The organism is Pseudarthrobacter lactosi, from assembly GCF_055412785.1.
Genome location: NZ_JBVAYS010000009.1, coordinates 1 through 16,943, shown reverse-complemented (window position 1 = coordinate 16,943; position 16,943 = coordinate 1). Strand labels below are relative to the sequence as shown.

Annotated in this window: 20 protein-coding genes; 12 read left to right on the top strand and 8 right to left on the bottom strand. The window is 65.4% G+C overall.

What is annotated here, in order from left to right:
- Window positions 1-91: 91 nt before the first annotated feature.
- Together ACZY0Q_RS20745 and ACZY0Q_RS20740 are read right to left on the bottom strand one after the other, a co-directional pair.
- A complete protein-coding gene (locus ACZY0Q_RS20745; RefSeq protein WP_463919791.1) occupies window positions 92-649 on the bottom strand; it encodes a TetR/AcrR family transcriptional regulator in 558 nt (185 codons plus the stop codon).
- Complete coding sequence (locus tag ACZY0Q_RS20740; RefSeq protein ID WP_463919788.1) at window positions 646-2,628, bottom strand: MFS transporter; 1,983 nt, start codon at window positions 2,626-2,628, stop codon at window positions 646-648. Before ACZY0Q_RS20740 ends, ACZY0Q_RS20745 begins: the two co-directional genes overlap by 4 nt.
- A gap of 211 nt (window positions 2,629-2,839) precedes the next feature.
- On the opposite strand from ACZY0Q_RS20740, the gene ACZY0Q_RS20735 reads away from it, so the two are divergent.
- From ACZY0Q_RS20735 to ACZY0Q_RS20710, 6 genes are all read left to right on the top strand, one after another.
- Window positions 2,840-3,931 (top strand): iron-siderophore ABC transporter substrate-binding protein, encoded by a 1,092-nt coding sequence (locus ACZY0Q_RS20735; RefSeq protein ID WP_463919786.1) that lies wholly within the window; start codon window positions 2,840-2,842, stop codon window positions 3,929-3,931.
- A 10-nt stretch (window positions 3,932-3,941) separates the two neighbouring features.
- On the top strand, window positions 3,942-5,081 hold the full coding sequence (locus ACZY0Q_RS20730) for a FecCD family ABC transporter permease (protein WP_463919784.1): 1,140 nt from the start codon (window positions 3,942-3,944) through the stop codon (window positions 5,079-5,081).
- Between the two features lie 137 nt (window positions 5,082-5,218).
- Window positions 5,219-6,202 carry a FecCD family ABC transporter permease gene (locus ACZY0Q_RS20725; protein WP_463919865.1) on the top strand — a complete coding sequence of 328 codons (984 nt, stop codon included), beginning with the start codon at window positions 5,219-5,221 and terminating at the stop codon, window positions 6,200-6,202.
- A 1-nt stretch (window position 6,203) separates the two neighbouring features.
- Window positions 6,204-7,019, top strand: coding sequence for an ABC transporter ATP-binding protein (locus ACZY0Q_RS20720; protein WP_463919782.1), 816 nt, complete (start codon window positions 6,204-6,206; stop codon window positions 7,017-7,019).
- Window positions 7,016-8,056 carry a siderophore-interacting protein gene (locus ACZY0Q_RS20715; RefSeq protein ID WP_463919779.1) on the top strand — a complete coding sequence of 347 codons (1,041 nt, stop codon included), beginning with the start codon at window positions 7,016-7,018 and terminating at the stop codon, window positions 8,054-8,056. Before ACZY0Q_RS20720 ends, ACZY0Q_RS20715 begins: the two co-directional genes overlap by 4 nt.
- A gap of 99 nt (window positions 8,057-8,155) precedes the next feature.
- Window positions 8,156-9,001, top strand: a complete 846-nt coding sequence (locus tag ACZY0Q_RS20710) for an SGNH/GDSL hydrolase family protein (RefSeq protein ID WP_463919777.1) — start codon at window positions 8,156-8,158, stop codon at window positions 8,999-9,001.
- Here ACZY0Q_RS20710 and ACZY0Q_RS20705 read toward each other — a convergent pair.
- Complete coding sequence (locus ACZY0Q_RS20705; RefSeq protein ID WP_463919774.1) at window positions 8,998-9,285, bottom strand: YciI family protein; 288 nt, start codon at window positions 9,283-9,285, stop codon at window positions 8,998-9,000. The genes ACZY0Q_RS20710 and ACZY0Q_RS20705 overlap by 4 nt on opposite strands.
- 82 nt (window positions 9,286-9,367) lie before the next feature.
- On the opposite strand from ACZY0Q_RS20705, the gene ACZY0Q_RS20700 reads away from it, so the two are divergent.
- Complete coding sequence (locus ACZY0Q_RS20700) at window positions 9,368-9,859, top strand: MarR family winged helix-turn-helix transcriptional regulator (RefSeq protein ID WP_463919771.1); 492 nt, start codon at window positions 9,368-9,370, stop codon at window positions 9,857-9,859.
- A 74-nt stretch (window positions 9,860-9,933) separates the two neighbouring features.
- The gene (locus ACZY0Q_RS20695; RefSeq protein ID WP_463919769.1) at window positions 9,934-10,710 is read left to right on the top strand and encodes an SGNH/GDSL hydrolase family protein; all 777 of its coding nucleotides are present in this window, start codon (window positions 9,934-9,936) and stop codon (window positions 10,708-10,710) included.
- Window positions 10,711-10,738: 28 nt separating this feature from the next.
- On the opposite strand, the gene ACZY0Q_RS20690 is transcribed toward ACZY0Q_RS20695, so the two are convergent.
- Genes ACZY0Q_RS20690 through ACZY0Q_RS20680 form a run of 3 tightly spaced genes read right to left on the bottom strand, consistent with a single transcriptional unit; the run spans window position 10,739 to window position 13,531 of the window.
- On the bottom strand, window positions 10,739-11,482 hold the full coding sequence (locus ACZY0Q_RS20690; RefSeq protein ID WP_463919767.1) for an FAD:protein FMN transferase: 744 nt from the start codon (window positions 11,480-11,482) through the stop codon (window positions 10,739-10,741).
- Between the two features lie 55 nt (window positions 11,483-11,537).
- A complete protein-coding gene (locus tag ACZY0Q_RS20685; RefSeq protein WP_463919765.1) occupies window positions 11,538-12,059 on the bottom strand; it encodes an FMN-binding protein in 522 nt (173 codons plus the stop codon).
- Window positions 12,056-13,531: a ferredoxin reductase family protein gene (locus ACZY0Q_RS20680; protein WP_463919764.1), complete on the bottom strand. Its 1,476-nt coding sequence runs from the start codon at window positions 13,529-13,531 to the stop codon at window positions 12,056-12,058. Before ACZY0Q_RS20680 ends, ACZY0Q_RS20685 begins: the two co-directional genes overlap by 4 nt.
- Window positions 13,532-13,870: 339 nt before the next feature.
- Between ACZY0Q_RS20680 and rpmB the strand changes: the two genes are divergently transcribed.
- From rpmB to rpsN, 3 genes are read left to right on the top strand one after another with little or no spacing between them, the layout of a single operon-like run.
- Window positions 13,871-14,107: a 50S ribosomal protein L28 gene (rpmB, locus tag ACZY0Q_RS20675; protein WP_056342125.1), complete on the top strand. Its 237-nt coding sequence runs from the start codon at window positions 13,871-13,873 to the stop codon at window positions 14,105-14,107.
- Window positions 14,107-14,274 carry a 50S ribosomal protein L33 gene (gene rpmG, locus ACZY0Q_RS20670; RefSeq protein ID WP_013602737.1) on the top strand — a complete coding sequence of 56 codons (168 nt, stop codon included), beginning with the start codon at window positions 14,107-14,109 and terminating at the stop codon, window positions 14,272-14,274. Before rpmB ends, rpmG begins: the two co-directional genes overlap by 1 nt.
- A 4-nt stretch (window positions 14,275-14,278) precedes the next feature.
- A complete protein-coding gene (gene rpsN / locus ACZY0Q_RS20665) occupies window positions 14,279-14,584 on the top strand; it encodes a 30S ribosomal protein S14 (RefSeq protein WP_026266887.1) in 306 nt (101 codons plus the stop codon).
- Between the two features lie 487 nt (window positions 14,585-15,071).
- Here rpsN and ACZY0Q_RS20660 read toward each other — a convergent pair whose 3' ends face one another.
- A complete protein-coding gene (locus tag ACZY0Q_RS20660) occupies window positions 15,072-15,413 on the bottom strand; it encodes a YciI family protein (protein WP_463919761.1) in 342 nt (113 codons plus the stop codon).
- 316 nt (window positions 15,414-15,729) lie between these two features.
- Between ACZY0Q_RS20660 and ACZY0Q_RS20655 the strand changes: the two genes are divergently transcribed.
- Complete coding sequence (locus tag ACZY0Q_RS20655) at window positions 15,730-16,335, top strand: class I SAM-dependent DNA methyltransferase (protein ID WP_463919760.1); 606 nt, start codon at window positions 15,730-15,732, stop codon at window positions 16,333-16,335.
- Window positions 16,336-16,617: 282 nt separating this feature from the next.
- Here ACZY0Q_RS20655 and ACZY0Q_RS20650 read toward each other — a convergent pair.
- A partial coding sequence (locus tag ACZY0Q_RS20650; protein WP_463919757.1) for a hypothetical protein occupies window positions 16,618-16,943 on the bottom strand: 326 nt, incomplete at its 5' end.

Below are 16,943 nucleotides of genomic sequence, written 5' to 3'. Positions count from 1 at the left end.
ACTTTTGGGGCCCTGTTCACCAACCCTCTATCACTTTCCTCAAGAAAGTGAGAGAGCGTTGGTGGATTTCCTGCGGTAAGTGAGAGAGCGTCTACCCCCCGGCGGCGGCGGCGGCCGTGCAGGCGTCGATCTGGGCCTGGACGACTGCGCCGTAGTGTCCCACCAGCTCGTCAAAGTCCCAGCCGTCGAAGAGGCCCAGGGTCCGGAGGGTCTCGCCGAAGCCGGTCATCAGGGCCACCACGGTGGAGGCGAACCGGCGATCCGGTGTGGTGTCCCCGATGAGCCGGGCGGTGGTGGCGAGGTAGCGTTCGCGGATATCTGTCCGGGCAGCCTCGGGGTCGGGGGATTCCAGCACGGCGAACGGGATGGTGGCCCACGGCTCCTGCGTTCCGCGTTCCCGGCGCATCAGCACGCGGAACACCAGTGCCCTGCCGAGTTCCGACGTCGGGACCTGCAGTTCGGCGAGCTGCGACTCGTCGGGCCGGACCGCGGCATAGAGCTTTTCCTTGGAGACGAAGAGTTTCATGACCAGAGCCGCCGAAACACCTGCGTCCGCAGCGATGTCCCGCACCGTCACGGCGCGGTAGCCTCGCTCACCGAAAAGGCGTCCGGCGGCGCTGAAGATCGCGTCGTGGCTGGGGCTGCTCATGCGCCCACCGATGCCGTGGACTTTTCCTCCACAAGCGGCGCGGCGAGGTCAACGGTGACGGAGCGGTTGTCCACCGCGAGCTTCCGCGCCATGGCCTGATGCGTCGCCGGATCCACCATGGTCACGAGGTAGCGGCCGGCGTGGGGCAGCGGAAACGCGTAAGCGCCGTCGTCGTCCGAAAGAGTGGTGTCCACATGGCCGCCACCTGCCTCGAGGAGCGTCACCACCGCGCCGGCCACAGCCTCGCGTCCCGCGGTGACCCGTCCGCCGATCTCCAGCCGGTCCCGAAGCAGGAAGTTCTGCTGCCGGGTGTGGCCGTCGAAGTCGAAGACCTCGGCCACCGGTGCCCAGCCTGCCGCGTTGGTCACGATGAGGTACTTCCCGGCGCCGGGGAGGGCCACCGAATAGTTGCCTTCCGTGTCCACCCGGCTCCAGTCCACCGGTTCGCCGGCGGTCTGAAGGACGGTCACGACGGCGGGCGTGACGGGGCGGTTGTCAGGCGCAAGGACGCGCCCCTGCACCACGATTTCGGTCGCCTTGAGGGCGGCAGCGGCGTCACCTGCGGACGGCCGGTGGGCTGCCGTGGCCTTCGGGATGAATACGGTCGCGACCACCGATGCCGCCGCTGCCAGAGCGGCCAGCCAGAATACGTCCTTAAAAGCCTCGAAGGACGGAAGCTGCACGGCCCCCACGCTCATGCTGACCGAGGTGAGGACCGCGGCAACCGCGGCGCTCGACGTCGAGGTGCCGATGGACCGGACCAGGCTGTTCAGCCCGTTGGCGGAAGCGGTCTCGGTGATCGGCACGACGCCCATGATCAGGGTGGGCATGGCGGCGTAGGCGATGGCCGTGCCCACGCTGACCACGGTTGAACCGATGATCACCCACGCGATGGAGTCGTAGAAGAAGACGCGGCTCACGTAGCCCACAATCATCACACTGGCGCCGGCGATCAGCGCGGACTTGCCGCCGAAGACCCGGATGATGCGTCCGGAAACAGGCGCGAACATCACCATGGCGAGCCCGGACGGGACCATGCACAGCCCGGCGGTGATGACGTTCAGCCCGAAGCCGTAGCCCGTGGCCGTAGGCAGCTGGAGCTGCTGGGTGGTGAGGAGCATGTTGGCGAACATGGCGAAGCCGATGAGCAGCGAGGCCACGTTGGTCATGAGGACCGGCCGGCGTCCCGATGTCCGCAGGTCAACCATCGGGTGGCTGACTTTCAGCTCATACGGGACCCATGCGGCGAGCAGGATTGCGGCGGTAAGGAACAGCAGCAGCACCGGCTCCGAGCCCCAGCCCCACGCGCCGCCCTTGGAGATCGCCAGCAGTAGGGCGGCCAGGGCTGCGGAGAGCACCAGTGCTCCCGCGTAATCGAAGCGCCCGGCCGTGCGGACCTTGGATTCCGGGACCACCAGCGCCACGGCAACAAGCAGCAGGGTTCCGGCGGCAGCGGACACCCAGAAGATCGAGGCCCACCCCAGGCTCTCGTACAGCACTCCGGCCAGGGGCAGTCCCATCGCGCTGCCGATTCCCAAGGTGGCGCTCATCAAGGCAACCGCGGAGCCCATCTTCTCCTTGGGCAGCTCGTCGCGCATGATGCTGATGCCCACCGGAATCAGTGCCGAGGCGAAGCCCTGGAGCGTCCTGCCGATGACCAGCCACAGGAAGGATCCGCCAATGGCGGCAATGATCGAACCAACCACCATGATCGCCAGGCAAACCACCATCATCTTGCGTTTGCCGTACATGTCCGCGCTGCGGGACACGATGGGCGTTGCCACGGCGCTGGCCAGCAGGGTGGCGGTCACCAGCCAGGAGGCGTCGTCGGCGGTGACGCCCAGGATCCGGGGGAAATCCGGAAGGAGCGGCACCACCAGGGTTTGCATGAGTGCTACCACCGTGCCGCTAAGGGCCAGGGCGGCGGTGATGGCGGACGGGGACGGCCCCCGTTTGGTGTTGGCGTTGGAACGCGGCATCAGGTGCTTTCAGGTGTGGACTTTGGGGCGGGGGCTGGCGCGGTGAACGCGCGTTTACCCCTTGATAGTGAACCACCGTTCACCCTTCGCCTGCAATGATCTCGCGCTATTCGTTACGTCACATAATCAATTACGCAATACAAAGCTTTTCTAATTCGGAGCAGGCTAGGCTAGCCTTACTTAGGTTCGCATCATTCACCTAAGGAGTTCCGTGACTTCCCCCCTCTTCTCCGGCCCGAGCGCCACCCGCCGCACGCTGTTCAAATCAGCCGGCAAGGCTACGGCCGTTCTCGCCGCCGCGGCACTCTCACTGTCTGCCTGCTCCACCGGCCCCGCGTCCTCCACCTCGGACGCCAGCACCTCCAGCGCCACCAGCTCGCAGTTCCCCGTCACCATCAAGCACGTCTTCGGTGAAACCACCATCAAGGCACAGCCCAAGCGCGTAGTCACCGTTTCCTGGGTCAACGACGACGTTGCCCTGGCCCTTGGGGTAGTGCCTGTGGGCGTCCCCAAGAACGAATGGGGCGGCAACGAGCAGGGCTCCACCCCTTGGAAGGATGCGGCGCTGAAGGACTTGGGCGCGAGCTTCGGTTCCGACAAGGCCCCGGTCCAGTTCTCCGAGGCCGACGGCATCAACTTCACCGAGATCGCCAAGCTGACCCCGGACGTTATCCTGGCCGCCTACTCCGGCCTGACCGAAGAGGACTACAAAAAGCTCAACGAGATCGCACCGGTGGTGGCCCACCCCGAGGTGGCCTACGGAACCTCCTGGCAGGACTCAACCTCCATCATCGGCAAGGCGCTGGGCAAGGAGGCTGAGGCTACCAAGCTCATCGCCGATACTGAGGCCACCGTCAAGACGGAAGCTGCCAAGTACCCGCAGATCGCCGGCAAGAGCTTCATCTACGGCTACGCCGATCCCGCAGACCTCACGTCCACGGGCTTCTACACCGCCAATGACAACCGGCCGAAGTTCCTCTCAGCCATCGGGATGAAGCTGGCCCCGGCCGCCGAGAAGGCGTCCGCCGGCTCCAAGGACTTCTTCGTGAAGTGGGCCGCCGAGAAGGCCAACGAACTTGAAGCCGATATCTTCCTGAGCTCGGTCGAGGATACCGCCACCGCTGATGCCGTCAAGGCCGACCCCCTGCTGGGCCAGATCCCGGCCGTCAAGAACGGCGCGTTCGTTGCCGATGCGGACAAGAGCCTGGTCCTGGCAATCTCCGCCTCCTCGCCGCTGAGCCTGCCGTGGGCGCTGGATACGTTCCTCCCGCAGCTCGCCCGCGCAGCGGACGCAGTGAAGTAAGCACCGCTCCATGACGGAAAGTACGACGACGGCACCCGCCGGACAGCGCGAACGGACACTTGGGGCCCCGATCGGGTCGCAACGAGGGCCCCAAGTGTCCGTTCGCGCCGTTCGAGGGGCTAGCGCCGGTCAAGCGGCTGGCGCCGGCGGGAAGGCCGGAACGAGGCAGCTTGCCTGGCTGCTGGCCGCCGTCGTTGTACTTTCTTTGTTGGCCGCAGCATCCTTGGCTATCGGCGCCCGGGGCCTTTCCCTGGCTACTGTGTGGCAGGCGCTCACCCAGTTCGACGCCGCCAACGGCGACCACGCCGTGGTCCACGCGCGCATCCCCCGCACCGTCCTGGGAATCCTGGTTGGCGGTGCCCTGGGCCTGGCCGGCGCCGCCATGCAGGGCGTTGCCCGTAATCCGCTGGCAGATCCGGGCATCATGGGCGTCAACGCCGGAGCCGCGCTGGCCGTGGTCGCTGGCATCTACCTTTTTGGCGTCACCTCCCTGAGCGGCTACATCTGGTTCGCTTTCATCGGCGCCGGAGCCGCCGCCGTCGTGGTTTACCTCGTCGCGTCCATGGGCAGGGAAGGTGCGACGCCGGTCAAGCTCGCCCTCGCCGGCGCCGCGCTCAGTGCCGGGCTCTATTCCCTGATGAGCGTCATTCTCGTCTCCAGCCAGGACACCCTGGACCGTTTTCGTTTCTGGCAGGTGGGCGGAATCTCCGGCCGCGACTGGGCAGTCGTGCTCCCGGGCCTCCCGTTCCTGGCCGTCGGGGCACTCATTGTTCTTGGCACCGGCCGCATCCTCAACAGCCTCGCGCTGGGTGATGACATCGCCCGCGGCCTCGGCCAGCGTGTGGGCCTGACGCGCGGCGTGACAGCTCTGGGCATCGTGCTGCTGTGCGGCTCCGCGACGGCATTGGCCGGGCCCATCGGCTTTGTTGGCCTGATCATCCCGCATGCGGTCCGGTCACTCACCGGCCCTGACTACCGCTGGATCCTGCCGTTTTCCCTGGTCCTCGCGCCGGCACTTTTGCTCGGCGCGGACATCATCGGCCGTGTAGTGCTGCTTCCCGGCGAGGTTCCGGCCGGGATCATGACGGCGCTGGTGGGTGCGCCGGTCTTCGTCTGGCTCATCCGCCGCGGCAAGGGGGCCGGGCTGTGACCACCTCCACCCGGCGCGAACGTACAGATAATGCCCTCAAAGCCGCCCAAACGGGGCCTCAACTGTACGTTCGCGCGTCCCTGCTGAGGCGGACCATCGTGAACCGGACCGCCGCGCTGGCCTTCGCCGTTGTGGTCATGTTCGCCGTGTACGTGCTCCTGGGCAGCTACACCGTGACCATCCCGGACTTTTTCAAGATCCTCATCGGACACCTGACCGGCGGCGAGAAAATCCCCGGCGCCAGCTTCATCGTTATGGAGAACAAGCTGCCCCGGGCCGTCATCGGTGTAATGATCGGTGCCGCGTTCGGCCTCTCCGGCGGCCTGTTCCAGACCATGCTCCGCAACCCGCTGGCCAGTCCGGACGTGATCGGCATCAGCTACGGTGCCAGCGCGGCCGCGGTCACCGCCATCGTGATCTTCGGCGCCACCGGTCCCGCCGTGTCCGGCGCGGCGCTTGGCGGCGCGCTGGGCATCGCAGCACTGATCTACGCCATCTCGCGCGGTCCGTCACTGGGCTCCGGCGGCGGCAACCGGGGGAACGCCGCGGGCAACCGGCTGATTCTGGCCGGAGTGGGCATCGCCGCAGCCCTGCACGCGGTGGTCAACTTCATGATGACCCGCGCAGACATCCGCACGGCAGCCGACGCACTCGTCTGGCTCAACGGCTCCCTCAACTCCGCCAACTGGGACCGGGCGGGCATGCTCTCACTGGCGCTCCTGGTCCTGATCCCTGCCGTCGTCGCACTGGCCGGGCCGCTGCGCATCCTGGAACTCGGCGACGACGCCGCGGCCGGGCTGGGCATCCGCGTCGGGTTCACCCGCCTCGCCGTGGTGGTCACCGCCGTCGCACTCGCCGCGGTGGCGACGGCGGCTGCCGGGCCGGTCTCGTTCGTCGCCTTCCTGGCCGGTCCCATCGCCCGGCGCTTCACCCGAAAAGCCAGCCTCCCGGCGTCGGCCCTGGTGGGTGCCCTGATTGTCCTCACGGCCGACTACATCGCGGCCAACCTCGCCCCCTTGCTGCTGGACGGCACCGTGCTGCCCGTCGGAGTTATCACCGGCGCGCTCGGTGCCCCGTTCCTGCTGTGGCTTCTGGTCACGGCCAACCGAAAGGATGCCTGACATGGCCGTTCTTAGCGCCCAGGACCTCACCCTCAAATACGACCAGCGCTGCGTGGTGGACGGCCTCACGGCGGAAATCCCCGAGGGCAAGGTGACCATGATTGTGGGCGCCAACGCCTGCGGTAAGTCCACGCTCCTGCGCGGCCTGTCACGCCTCCTCAAACCGGCGGCCGGCGTTGTGACGCTGGACGGCAAGGACATCCACTCCCGCCCGGCCCGAGAACTGGCGCGTACCCTGGGCCTCCTCCCGCAGCACCCCACCGCGCCGGACGGCATCGCCGTCCGCGACCTCGTGGGCCGTGGGCGCTACCCGCACCAGGGCTTCTTCCGCAGCTGGAGCACCGAGGACGACGCCGCCGTGCAGCGCGCGCTCGAAGCGACGGAAACGCTGGAACTCGCTGAGCGGAACGTCGATGAGCTTTCCGGCGGACAGCGCCAGCGCGTCTGGATCGCCATGGCGCTGGCCCAGGAAACCGACGTACTCCTGCTTGACGAACCCACCACCTACCTGGACCTGGCGCACCAGGTGGAGGTCCTGGACCTGGTCACGGATCTGAACCGCAAGCGCGGCACCACGGTGGCCATCGTCCTGCACGACCTGAACCTGGCAGCACGCTACGCGGACCACGTCATCGCCATGAAGGGCGGCGAGATTGTGGCCCTGGGCGACCCCATAACCGTTGTCACCGAGAAACTGGTCCGGGACGTCTTCGGCCTTGAATCCCGGGTGATTCCCGATCCTGTCTCCGGCACGCCACTGATTATCCCCATCGGCCGCCACCACAGCACCGCAACCGAACTGGAGCTCGTTTCATGAAGACCCGCGACATCGCCGCCACCGAGCCCATGACCCTGGCCTTCGAGGTGAGCGTTTCCTCGGTGCAGGAGCTGAGCCCCAACTTCCGCCGGATCACCTTCGGCGGGTACTCGCTGCGGGACTTCGGCGTTAACGGCGACACCCTCGACCTGCGGATCAAGCTGATGATCCCTTCCTTGGCCTCCGACGGCACACAGCTGCCCCTGCCGGTCTTCGAAATGGAGCAGGCCGGCTGGTACCGGGAATGGCTTGCCATGGACCCCGCGGTGCGCGGCTCCATGCGCACCTACACGGTCCGGCAGTCCCGGCTCGATGCCGTTTACCCGGAAATTGACGTTGACTTCGTCATGCACTTCGACGCCGACGGCCACGGCGGTCCCGCCGCCAACTGGGCCCAGAACGCCAAACCGGGCGATTCGATCACCCTCATCGGCCCCAACAACCGTGCCGCCCAGTGCTCCACCGCCGAGGCCTACGGCGGCATCGAATGGCGGCCCGGAATGGCGCAGCGAGTCCTGCTCGCCGGCGACGAAACCGCCATTCCGGCCGTCTCCGCCATCCTCGAAAGCCTGCCGTCCTACATGAGCGGCCACGCCTTCCTGGAAGTCCCGGAGGCCGGTGACTTCCTCGACCTCAAGACGGACGCCGACGTCGCGATCACCTGGCTTGCCCGCGGTGCCGCGATTGGCCGCTCACGCCCGCACGGCGAGCTGCTGCAGCAGGCAGTTCGCACGGCAATCCCCGTTCCCGGCTGGGTGGGCATCAAAGCGTCCGACGCCGGCGCGGGCCCGGAGCCCGAAGACGTCAACGTGGACGTGGACATCCTCTGGGAGACGCCCGCGCGGATGGAGACAGCCGAAATCGAGGCCACCAAGAACCCAGCCATGCCCGCCGGCGCCATGCCCTTCTACGCCTGGATCGCTGGCGAGGCCGCCGTTATCAAGGACATGCGGCGTTACCTTGTGCGCGACGTCGGGATCGACCGCAAGCAGGTTGCCTTCATGGGCTACTGGCGGCAGGGCAAGGCCGAGGTTTAGGACGCTCTCGCACTTCCTGTGGGTTTTTCTGCAGCGCTCTCTCACCTGCTGTTGCTTGGCGTTAACCTTGCCGTTGTTTCGTATGGCTAGGGTGGTCGCGTGGATGTCTCTCCCTTACTGCCTGCGCGGAATGGGCGGCGTATCTTTGTTGCCCTCGGGGATTCCTTTACCGAGGGCGTGGGGGACCGGGATCAGCGGCTGCCCAACGGCGTACGGGGGTGGGCTGACCGGGTGGCCGAGAAGCTGGCCAAGGCGGAGCCGGGTTGGGAGTATGCCAATCTTGCGATCCGGAGCAAGCGCCTGCGGCACGTCATCAGCGAGCAATTGGAGGCGGCGCTCGCCATGAAGCCCGCGCTGATCACCCTCTATGCCGGCGGGAACGACATCCTGGACATTGGCACGGACATGGCCGCCCTGATGGACGAGTACGAAAGCCTCGTGGCGCAGCTTGCCGGGAGCGGGGCCACGGTGGTCCTGTTCACCGGCTTCGACGTCAAAGTATCAGCGGTCCTGGAGCTGCTGAAGAAGCGGAACACCGTCTACAACCAGCGGGTCCGCGAGATCGCCGCTAAGCATGGGGCAATCCTGGTGGATTACTGGTGCCTGGACGCCTTCCATGACCGTCGGATGTGGGACACGGACCGCCTCCATATGTCCAAGGCGGGCCACAAGTACCTCGCCGGACAGGTCCTGGACCAGCTCGGGGTGCCGCACAAGATCCGCCCGAAGGACTGGGACCCGCCGGCCCGGCTCAGCCTGCGGGAGTGGGAGCTGCGGCAGCGGCGTTGGGTCAATGACTGGGTGCTGCCGCTCTTCGGCCGCAAAATCAGGGGCGTCACGCTTGGGGATACGTTGGCGCCGCGCTGGCCGGAACCCGTTAGGGTGCCGCGGAAACGTGGGCTGAAGAAGCTGATGGACGAAAGCCAGAAGCCGAAAGAGTCCTAGGTGTCCAGCAGGTTTTCGTAACCCTCCGCCACGGTGGTGGCAGTGAATTCGATGACCTCGAACTCGGCCACGCCGTTGCTGTAGAAGGGGTCCTTGGCCAACGCAGCATCCAGGGTGGGTCGGTCGGCCTTGGACAACAGCACGCCGCCCACCGCGGGAACCAGGCGTCCGGACGCAAGGAATACGCCGTCGTCGAACGCCTGCTTAACCCAGGCCATATGCGCGGGGCGGTGATAGTCCACAATGTCTTCGGGCACCCTGTAGGTCAGCGATACAACAAACATAAAGCCAGCCTACTCGGGCGGGTCCAGGGGAACACGTGCGTCACTTGAACGCTCAACCACGCTCTGCTTCTAGAATGGACGCATGACCGAACCGCGCTGGCTCAACGCCGACGAACGCCGTGCCTGGCTGGCACTCCTGAGCATCAACACGCTGCTGCCGGCTGCCCTGGACAACCAGCTCCACACCGCTGGCAAGGTGTCCTTGTTCGATTACAACGTCATGGCCATGCTGTCAGAGGCCGAGGGCCGTTTCCTGCCGATGAGCCAGCTGGCCGCCCGCACGAGTTCGTCGCTGTCCCGGCTCTCGCACGTGGTCTCCAAACTGGAGAAGCGCGGATGGCTGGAGCGGCGTCCGCACCCCCGCGATGCCCGGGTCACCACCGCGCACCTGTCCGACGTCGGGATGGCCACTTTGGAAGCGCTGGCACCAGGGCACGTGGAGGCAGTCCGCACCAAGTTCCTGGATGCCCTCACGGATCGCGACGTCAATGACCTCGCCCGTATCGGCGAAAAGATCGTGGCCCGGCTGGACGATGACCACTGGATCCTGCGTGAGACGGAAAGCGGGCCATAAGCCGCAGCTCTGACGGCCACCGTCCGGTCAGGCCCGTCTTGGTTGCTCCCGGCAACAGATGAAAGACTGACGCCATGGACTTTTCCGCACGGTATGTAGCGCTCGGCGACTCTTTCACGGAGGGGGTCGGGGATGACGACCCCGGCCGTCCCAACGGTGTCCGCGGCTGGGCGGACCGTGTGGCGGAGCAGCTGGGCGCGGCGGATCCCGGCTTCGGCTACGCCAACCTGGCCATCCGCGGCAGGAAGCTCCGCCAGATCATGGCAGAACAGGTGGACGCCGCCGTCGAGCTTAACCCCACCCTGGTGACCATTTACGCAGGCGCCAACGACATCCTCCGGCCCAGGATCGACATCGACGATCTCCTGGCGGAATACGACGCCGGCATCCGCAAGCTGGCGGCCACCGGCGCCACCGTGGTGATGTTCACCGGCTTTGACGCGCGCGGCTCCAAGGTTTTCAGCACCATGCGCGGCCGCACCGCCATCTACAACGAACTGGTCCGTGGCATCGCGGGGGACCACGGTGCGCTGTTGGTGGATTACTGGCGCTTCAATGAGTACTACGACTGGGGCATGTGGGCGCAGGACCGGATGCACATGTCCGCCGCCGGGCACGCCAACATGGCCAAACGGGTCCTCACCGTCCTGGAGCACGACCACTCGATCGAAGTCCCGCCCATGACCCCCGTACCCGAGCTGAACCGGGCCGAAGCCATCCGCGCCAACGCCCGCTGGGTCCGCGAATTCGCCGGCCCCTGGGTGGTCCGCCGTGTCACCGGCAAGTCCTCGGGCGACGGGCTGGCGCCCAAGTACGCCCAGCTCACCCGCCTCCAGCAGCCGAATCCTTAGCCGCCGAATTCCCTAGCGGCCGAACCCCCTAACTGCGGAAGCCCGGCGTGGCCAGCAGTTCCCCGTCCGCACGAACCGCCAGCACCGCGACGTCCCAGACGTCGGTCGCCCTGTCCAGCATTGGCCTGCCGCCTGCCACAATCGCGGTGGCGAGGACGTCCGCCGTTGTGATGTCTGCAGCCGCAACCGACACCTGGGTGAACGCAGAGGCATCCCTGGGCCAGCCCCAAATATGGTCGCCCCTTTCCGCGGAGCCGGAGGTGGCCAATGCCGCGTGACGCTGTCCCAGCGGATAGCCGGCCAGCAGAACGCCACGGTCTGCAGGATCCACAATGCCCGCGTCCCACGGTGCGTTGCTTCCAGGCACCGGCGAACCGCTAACCAGCACGTCGCCGCCCGCGTTCAGGCACCAGTCCGGACGCCCGAGCGCCAGCAGCGAGGTGGCTGCCTCCTGGATCGCGAAAGCCTTGACGAGGCCGCAAAGGTCCAGCGCGCCGTCGGGCCTTTCCGGGGTGAAAGCACCCTCGGTGCGCAACCGCCAGTCCAGGGCCTCGGCGTACCGAGCGCGCATGACCGCCGACGCCTCCCGCAGCGACAGTTCGCCACGGGCAATGGTGCTCGCTTCAGAGTCTGCCCGGTACAGGCTGAACGTCTCATCCAGATCCAGAAACAGGCGTTCGACGACGGCGGTGGCGGCTGCCAGTTCATCCTCCTGGACGTTCCCTTCCGGGGCCGGGTTCACCGGCATCGTCAGGCTGATGATAGTGCCCATGCTGCAGAATGTCCTTGCTTTCATAGGCACCCCGCCCGCCTGGATTGCGGGGTTCCTAGAGGTTCGCGGCATCGATGGCTGCCTGGAGGGACGTGAGGTAGGCGCTGCTGGTGACGGTGGCGCCGCTGATGGTCTTGACCTTGGCAGATTGTGCGGCCAGGACTTCGCTCCGGAGCAGGGGCGCAGCGCGGTTGCTGATCTGGATTGATTTTCGGTCGTCGTCGGTCAGGTGGAGTGCCGTGACCTCGGTAATGGTCCCTGCCTTCACGGTGATCTGGACCTGAACGGAGCCAAACCGCGTCGACACCACCGCGCCGTCGTATGTGCCGGCCGCTGCCGTCGCTTCGGCGGAACCGGCGGAACCGGCGGCGCCGTTGGCACCGGAGGCCCCCGTGGACCCGGCACTTCCGGTCCCGGTACTTCCGGACCCGGACGTGTCGGTCCCTCCGGTCCCGGTTGCCGCCGGCGTGGCGGTAACCGAGCTGTGGGTTTCCGCTACCTGTGCACCGGCCTGCCAGCCGGCCAGGAGGATGCCGGCCGAGGCCAGCGCCGCGGAGACTGCTCCCCGTGCTTTCACCAGTCGAACCTTTCGTGATGGATCTGTTCCGGCCCGACGCCCGCTGCCCGGGCATCGGAGATGACGTTGCGGGCCCAGCCTGCAGGGCCGCAGATGTAGACGTCAGAATCGGCGATGTGCGGGACGTATGAGGCGATGTTGTAGCCGTTGCGCACGGCGCTGTCGGGCAGCCAGCTGTGGTCATCGCACCGGGGCCGGGGACCTGTCAGGTGGAACAATTCGGCTCCGCGCTGTTGGCAAAGCGCCAGGATTTCGGATCCCAGATAGAGCTCCTGTTCGTTGTGGCCCCGCAGCAGGACAGTGGCGTCTCCGGGCGCGAACGGCGTGCTTTCCAAAAGGGCGCGCAGCGGGGTGATGCCGATTCCGGCTCCTATCATCACTACTTTGCTCCGCGTCCGGGCCGCGGTGCTGAACAGTCCGTACGGTCCTTCCACGGCAACCTTGGTGCCGGGCTTCAGTCTGGCAAGCTGCGCGGATCCGCGGCCAAGGTTACGGACGGTTATCCGAAGCACAGTCCCACGCCCAGGTCCGGACGCCAGTGGCTCTGCTGACAGGCTGAAAGGGTGCGGATGCCACCACAGGCCCGGGGCGAGGAAGCGCCAGATGAAGAACCGCCCGCCGCTGCCGGCGAGCCGGTCCAGCTGCAGCCCGGTCATCTCGATGTTCACCACGCCCGGGGCCGTCATGCTCACGCGGCTAACCGTGAGCTTGTGCCGGGCGGTGGCAGCGATGGGCTGCGCGATGCGGAAGTACAGGAGGGCCGTGCCGGTGCCGACGCAGATAGCCAGCCAGTACCAGCGCTGCCACGTCCCCTCCGCGAAGAGCCCGCCCACGCTGAACTGATGGGGGATGGAGGTGCCGACGGCGGCGTACGTCAGCAGGTGCACCGCGTACCAGAATTCGTAAGGGAAACGACGTCGGACGGCCACCAGCGAGGTGGCCACCAAGGCGATGAACAGGGCCATGGATATGTAGGCCAGCCACATGTCCGGGACCAGGACCCAGAGGGCAACGGATTCGCTGATGGGGTCCAGGCCCTCGGCCAGCCCGTAGCCCACCGCGATCAGGAGCCCATGGGCCAGCAGGAGGTACAGCGAAGGTTTGCCGAGCATCCGGTGGAATTCGAGGGCTCGGTCGTGGCCGATTGTCCGGTCAACGAAGGGAATGCGGGCCACCAGCAGGAGCATCAAGAGGACCAGGTCCATGCCAGCCAGTCCCGCCACGATCCCCAACGCTGTAAAGGCGGAGGCGGGCGAATTTATGACTGTTGCGCCGCCGTCGGCCAGCCACAACGCCACGGCGGCGGCCACCGATCCCCAGGCGATGACCGTCAACGCGTCTGTGCGGAGCCGCCGCCGGCGATGTTGTCCGGCGAATAGAGCTGCCTGCGAAGGGCGGCCCGGCGCTGCCCGAAAGACGGAAGGGCCGGAGCGGTTCGGCGTTTGGGTAGCCGGTCGGAGCTTCGTTGTCATGCTTCAACAGTGAGCTTCAAAGCTTTCATTCAGCTGTGAAATTGCCGGTTGTTCGGCTATGAATGCCCTGCAGAAAAGCGGTGCCTGGTACGGCGCCCTTATACACCGTCCGAACCCGGATTGGTCTTTAATTGCGTGAACTCGTAGACTTGGTGAGCGCTAAGTGCGCGGAGCGTGCGCAATTGCTCCGGTGGCCCGGTAATTTTCTCCAGGGTAGCCGGTAGTTAGGGGCTCAAGTTGCGTGACTAACCGTTCACCCTGATCACTTTGGGTCGCACTTAGCCGCATGATCCTGCAGCAGATATGCGGATCATTACATTCAATTCTTGAGGAGAAGTCATGGCAGCACACTGCCAAGTGACCGGAGCCGAGCCGGGCTTTGGGCACAGCATTTCGCACTCGCACCGTCGCAACAAGCGTCGGTTCGATCCGAACATCCAGAAGAAGCGCTACTGGGTTCCGTCCCTGCGCCGTAACGTCACTCTGCAGCTTTCTGCAAAGGGCATCAAGACCATCGACGTACGCGGCATCGACGTAGTCGTCGCCGCCATCCTTGCTCGGGGAGTGAAGCTCTAATGGCTAAGGACAAGGACGTACGTCCGATCATCAAGCTCAAGTCGACTGCGGGCACGGGTTACACCTACGTGACGCGGAAGAACCGTCGTAACGACCCGGACCGTATGGTTCTGAAGAAGTACGATCCCAAGATCCGTCAGCACGTCGAATTCCGAGAGGAGCGCTAAACACATGGCTAAGAAGTCAATGATCGCAAAGAACGAACAGCGTAAAGTCATCGTTGAGCGTTACGCTGCAAAGCGCCTCGAACTGAAGAAGGCTCTGGTTGACCCCAACTCGACCGACGAAGTTCGCGAAGCTGCACGCCTCGGCCTGCAGAAGCTTCCCCGCAACGCGTCGCCCGTCCGTCTGCGTAACCGCGACATCATCGACGGCCGTCCCCGCGGTACCTTCCAGAAGTTCGGTATCTCCCGTGTTCGCTTCCGCGACATGGCTCACCGCGGTGAGCTCCCGGGCATCACCAAGTCTTCCTGGTAATCCAGCACCGCTGATTCCAGCTGCTTGAGAAGGGCCGGCAACCATTTGGTTGCCGGCCCTTCTGCGTTTAAGGCTTCCAGTGATCGTGCTCTTCCTGTTGATCGAGCCCCGCCGGGTGGTCGAGCTTGTCGAGATCCCGCACTGTGTTGGCCGTTGTGCTGCAGCACACAAAACTGAAGTACGACGGCGGCGCCCGCTTTTGGGTGCCAATGCCGGCTCTGGGCCCGGAATGNCCCGGGAGGGTGTGGGAGAGTAGGTCACCGCCGGAACATCATTACAGGTCGAGAGCCCCCCAACCACCAGGTTGAGGGGCTCTCCCTTTTTAAACCACCAAAACACCCCCGGCACCACAAACCCAGGGACCGCAGGCGCACCAAGACCGCCGGCGCACCGAACCACCCCAGACACCACAAACACCCCAAAACCATGCCAACACCCAGCCCCGCACACCAGTGAATTTGGGCACACTCCAACAGGGTCGCTCTCGTCAGCTGGCCGGGTCGTAGCCGAACTGCCTGACCTCTTGCGGGCAGCGGCAGGCAACGGCGATCTTCGCGGCCCACTCGAGTGCCGCCTGCCGTGTGGGCAGCTCAAAAATGGCGTAGCCGCCGTTGGGCACCTTGTGGCCCGGGTGCGTGCCCTCGGTGACGGTGCCGTCACCGGCCACGAGCACGGGGTCTACGGCCTCGTCGATCCCGCCGCCGAAAACGTACACGCCCGCCGCCTTGGCCTCGGCGATGACGGCATGTGAGTCTTCGACGACCGCCTGGACGTCTTCCTCTGGGAAAACCATGGCGTCACTGGGGAACGAGATCAGGTACTTGGTCATTCTTGGACTCCTCTGCGTCGGCGGCGCGATCCGTCAGTTCTTCTGTCCGGCACCGCTCTGGTGCACAGACCGATTTTGGCTCCGGCGCCCTACAGATGGTCAAGGTAGAGCGTTGCGACCAACCCGCGGAACCTGCTCGAGCCGTACGGTCTGAAAGCGCGTCCTAGAGTGCGGGCACGTGAAGAATATCGCCACGACCGCTTTGGCCTGTCCTGATATGACCACGTTTTGTCGGCTCGACGAGCTGGGTCTGAACCTGACTGGGAACCTCTGCCCGGATAGCATCGATTATTGCTGCCCACCATAGGGTGGCTGCATGACTGACGCAGAGGTCGAGATCGCGTACTCAAAGAGAGCCGCCGAGTACATCGCCAGATTTGGGTCGGTCGAGTCCACGCATCCGGCTGACCGGAAGTTCGTAGCTGAGTGGGCCGCACCTCTGGTGGGGCCAGTGCTGGACGTAGGATGCGGGCCCGGCCATTGGACGAAGTTCCTCGCGGACCAAGGGGCCGCGGTCGAAGGAATCGATTTGGTGCCGGCCTTCATCAATCAAGCAGAAGCAACCTTCCCAGGCATCCCATTCCGCGTCGCCTCCCTCACGAGCCTCGGCGTTCCCAAAGGATATGCAGCTGGCATCCTGGCCTGGTACTCGCTGATCCACTTTGCACCCGACCAGGTTCCCTCCGTTCTCCGGGAACTGGCACGGCACTTGGCTCCTGGCGGACGTCTCCTAATAGGACTGTTTGAAGGTGACGAAATCGCGAGATTTCCTCACGCTGTAACGCCTGCATACTCCTGGCCCGTGGAGGTACTAACCACGATGCTCAGTGCCGCCGGCTTCGAAACCATCTCGCATCAGAGACGAACCGATCCTGGTCGTCGGCCGCATGCCGCTATCAGCGCACGCCTAAGCCGCTCCTAGGAGAGTTGACCAGAAGGGATACGCCCAGACGCTCGGCCGGGTGGACCTGCAACAAGGCAGAGGGTCCGGGCTGCCACGGGGCAGGCAACAGCCTTGGCCGTCTCGGCTGCCGGCCAGTCCCTGCTAGATGTGATCCAGTCAACACAAACCCGTTCTGGCCGATTACTGCACCGGGACCCCGTTGAGACCCCTGGATTCCCCGCCACGACGCGGTTCCTGNGAGGGGTGGGGGCCCGTTGTGGGGGTGGATTTGCGGTGGGGGTTGGGTGGGTGTATTGTTTTCTAAGTCGCCGCGAGGGGAACAGCGAAGAGCTGGTTACCGCGGGCGGCCAAACCCCCTAATTCAAGACCAAATGTTGGTTGTTCTTTTGAGCGCCTTTGTTTGGTGGGGATGTGTTTTCTGCTGGTGCGGGTCCTGGAATATGGATTTGCGTCGGGGCGGGAAACCGGGTAAGTTTGAAAAGTTGCTCCGGAGCGATCCACGGCCGAATGGTTGGTTGTGGTGGTGCCGGGTGTGTCTGTTGTTTGAGAACTCAATAGTGTGCCAAGTTTGTTGATACCAATTGTTTTATTGATTGGTTGTTTTGGCTGGGCCTGTCCACCCCGTG